The organism is Streptomyces sp. NPDC002055, from assembly GCF_040296705.1.
In the GTDB taxonomy this organism is placed as follows: domain Bacteria; phylum Actinomycetota; class Actinomycetes; order Streptomycetales; family Streptomycetaceae; genus Streptomyces.
Window position 1 is genome coordinate 1 of the sequence record NZ_JBEOXS010000130.1, and the last position, 3,741, is coordinate 3,741.

The 3,741-nt window shown below is 39.8% G+C and carries 4 protein-coding genes; all 4 read right to left on the reverse strand.

All coding sequences use genetic code 11. The features are described 5' to 3' along the window. Positions 1-345: 345 nt before the first annotated feature. Complete coding sequence (locus ABT112_RS34795) at positions 346-1,974, reverse strand: DNA primase family protein (RefSeq protein ID WP_351515792.1); 1,629 nt, start codon at positions 1,972-1,974, stop codon at positions 346-348. 10 nt (positions 1,975-1,984) lie between these two features. After that, on the reverse strand, positions 1,985-2,779 hold the full coding sequence (locus ABT112_RS34800) for a bifunctional DNA primase/polymerase (RefSeq protein ID WP_351515793.1): 795 nt from the start codon (positions 2,777-2,779) through the stop codon (positions 1,985-1,987). A 3-nt stretch (positions 2,780-2,782) separates the two neighbouring features. Then, the gene (locus ABT112_RS34805; RefSeq protein ID WP_350782914.1) at positions 2,783-3,112 is read right to left on the reverse strand and encodes a hypothetical protein; all 330 of its coding nucleotides are present in this window, start codon (positions 3,110-3,112) and stop codon (positions 2,783-2,785) included. A 247-nt stretch (positions 3,113-3,359) separates the two neighbouring features. Beyond that, positions 3,360-3,599 carry a hypothetical protein gene (locus ABT112_RS34810; RefSeq protein ID WP_014570323.1) on the reverse strand — a complete coding sequence of 80 codons (240 nt, stop codon included), beginning with the start codon at positions 3,597-3,599 and terminating at the stop codon, positions 3,360-3,362. Between the last annotated feature and the right edge of the window lie 142 nt (positions 3,600-3,741).

Below are 3,741 nucleotides of genomic sequence, written 5' to 3' on the forward strand. Positions count from 1 at the left end.
GCTGGCGTTTCGTTTGCTCCCTCAATATTAATCAATTTTGAAGTGGGTTCTGAAAGTTCACTTGTAAGTGTAAAAAGGTTAGATAAGATTGTTTTTGTATTTTGGCTCATTTTATTTTCTCCGATTTTTCTATGTAGTAATTTGTAGTATTTTTTATGACAACATTTGTCAACACTTCAATTTGTCGGACAGCGTGCTTTTTTCATGTTTTTATTTCCTCTGATAAATTCCTAGCGAGTAGGTGTTTTTGCGGTAACAGAGTAACAGATACCTATAAATGGCTTAACCATAGGGTTAAAGCTGTTACTTCTAATAGTAACGTGTTACCGATTTTCAGTAACACTTTTATTTTTTCTTGCGGGAATAACCTTTAGTGACTTTTTTATGTTTCTCATCGTCCCAATAAAACAACCGTCTAAACAATTCCATTTCATTGGCTCGATGTAAATCGACAGCTCTATTAAAGCCTGCGCTATTTGGTCTTTGCACGGTCTTTTTCCATTGGTCTTTGACATAATCAGGTAGTTTATTCTCAAACTCTCGCTTAGTAAAGGGCTTCACTCCCTCATCTTCACACCATGCACGATATAAGGCGCTTATAAAGGTGGTCGGTAGAAAATCACTGACGAACTCCTCAAACATATCATTTACAAAAGCCAATACATTGTCATTGCTGATTTTAAAGTCATCTAACAGCCCTTGTGTGGCTTTCGGTTCGTCAAACTTCTCAAAGTTAAGCGATAAAGCGATTTTAAGGACATACTCTAAAACGTCTTTGCGTTTAATATAATCATCCTTTATTTTCCAATCGTCATTATCTGCGGTAAAAGACTTTTCAAAAGGCACGATAAGCAAACGCCTATAAGTTCCATTTGACTTATTTCTAAACTTCGGTAAAAAGTTAGTGGATTGTATAACCAGCTTATTAAATACTGCTAAGGTGGGTTGCTTTCCTTTCGCTTCAATCGGTACTGGGTCGCCAGTAACCACAGAAAAGTAATTCCCTGCATTGTCTAAGTAGCTGACTTGGCTGTCATCTCCAATAATGCAAGTCTTCCCAACGACTTGGGAAAGAGAAAAACGTTCAGAAAACTGTTCAGCTTTGACACTTGCGACGTTCTCACGTCCGATTAAGTTCATGATGAGACTTTGAAAAGTCCCTTTGCCGTCGTTCCCCTTACCGACTAGCCAAACGCCTTTGCGATAGGAGTAGTTGCCGTTGGTACTTGCGGAAATAATCTGCCATAAAAGGCTAACGAGTTCTTTATCTCCACTCATTAAATCATTGAGCCAGCCGTCTACGTTCCAACCGTTGATATTGGGTACTTTTGCTTTGTCGTTGTACTTGGTCGCAATGGTTGAGGTAAAGACATACTTGGGACTAAACGGCTCTAATTGCTGGGTTTTCTTATTGAAAATACCGTTCGCAACTGGGATAAGATGAGCTTCTGTGGTTTGTTGCTTAACCTCTGCTAAAGTTTCAAGTTTAAAGAGGACCTCTTTAGACCGTGCCTGACTGTATGACGGTTCTAGCCAATAAATGAGCCGATGAAAGAAGTTTTCGTTTGTTTCATATATGCCTAGTTCAGGGTTGTAAACGCCTAACAGTCCGCTTTGGTGGTCTAATTTGATGACTTTTAGCGTCTTATAGATTATTCTAGCCGTATCTAAGGGACTTAGTGACTTGGGTGCGTTGCCGTCTTCCTTAGGTGTGCTTAAAAATAAGTTACGGTGTTCAAAGAATAGTTTTCTAACAGCTCTAAGCGTTTGAGTATGTGCTTTGACATAGTCAGGGCTATTGATGATTTCTTTTTCTTGTTCCAGCCAGTCTTTTAAGCATTCCTGATAACCTGCGACATTAACGACTTTTTTGCCGTCTTCGCCATAATCTGTGAAGTCCTCTATTTTAGGTTTTGGACTTCTTACGTTTCCCTGTGGTGTTTCTGCCACAAGTTTTTCTAATTGGTCTGTCATGACTTCCTTTCTATTTCATCTTGAATACACTTTTCCAAATAGTTGCCAGCTCGTCATCAGGTAAGGGCGGACTGGTTCGATTGTTAAAGGTTCGCAATAAGTCCATGCAATGATTGTTATCAATGCCGATTTTTCTCCAGTAGTGGAGAATGCGGTTCGTGTCATTGTTTCGATTCCCTTTTCGTGCGCCTTGGTTGAATAGCTCCCACATTTCAGCGCCATAAGTCCGACTTCCTAGCGTTGGGTTCTGTCTTTTTTGTGGTCGCTGTATCATTTCAAGTAACCAGTCAGGACAATCGCAAAGACTATCGAAAGTTAAAGGCTCGTTAGTTTCTGTATCATTCAAAGGGATATAATCGCCGTCTGTGCGTTTGCTTGGGTAGATTGGTGTAAAGTGTGTCTTTATCTCCACACCGTCCGCTAGTTCATTGACAATCGGCTGACTGAATAGCTCTTTGGGAACTTTAAAGAAAACATGCAAGCCGTTGCCTGTGGGTGTCTTTTCAACATAGGTACTTAATATTTCGCCCTCGCTGTGTTCATTCCACAAGCGACTGAAAACATTCCGTCCATTCTGTCCGTTTTGGTGCTGGTCTAAGTCAATACAAATCAAACCGCTATTTCTAAGATTAATCATGATGTTACGGTTCGGTATTTCATCGAACCACGCGCTTACTGTGATTTCATCAAGGCTTCCTGAGGAACTCCCCTTTATAATTGCCCTTTCGCTTTTTCCTACAGGATAACCAGCGATAACAGAAAAACCACGATTAATACAGTTTAGGGCTTGTTCTTTGGGTGTCAATAGTCATTCCTCCTTAAAAAGTTGGTCAATCCAATCAAGTTCCGCAAGGGTGTAGCCGTTGACTGCGTTATTAATCGCAATGCCTGTGCGTTGTTTCTTGATAATGCCAGCCCTGCGCTCGTCTTCATTAGTTGGGATAAAATAGCCGTTATCAATCGAACCAATGGCGCAACCTTGCTTGTGTAGGTACTCAATTCTGCTTTGAAGTGTTCTAAAATCAATATCAAGCGCTTGTGCTAAAATCTTGCCTTTAACAGCTCGTTCAATTCCTCTATGTTCAGAAAGAAATTTAATGATATTTTGGTCAATTGTTTGTAATTCGCTTAATTTCATTTTTTATTTTCCTTTATCTGTAATTTTATGATAGCCAGTTGCTTGCCTAAAATCGGCACTGATTGCGTGCATAAGTTGCTTTTCACTCCGCTGGGTAAGATTATGCCTGTACTTGCTTCAAACTGCTGTACGAGGTCGTATTTGACCGCTCGTGCATTGTAAATCATCTTAAACGGGTGTTTACCTGCTTGTCTAAAACTATTCCGTCCGTACCGTTTTATAGCCGTGTAGCCTTGGTGGTGTTCTATCATTTCGCTACCTCATCAAATAAGCTGATTTCTCCGCCCTCTTTCTCACCCTTAAATCGGACACCGTGCTTATATTTACGAACTTTAAAGCTATAATCAACTGTGCCTGTATTTGCGTTCAATGGGTCTATTTTTTCAATCTGCTTGTCTGTCAGCTCTGTGTGATAGCCTTTTAAACTTCTCATACCTACGCTATCAATACCAGCCACATAAGGGCAAGCTCTAATAATATTTGTCATTTTCTCAATCCTCTAATAAAATTTGCCTTGCCTGACAAGTTGCTAAGTATCTATGACGATGAACTTGCATATATCATCAATCAAATAGTAAATAAGTGAAGTTTTGTATCTTGGTTTATAGCGATTCAATCCGTGCTTTTCC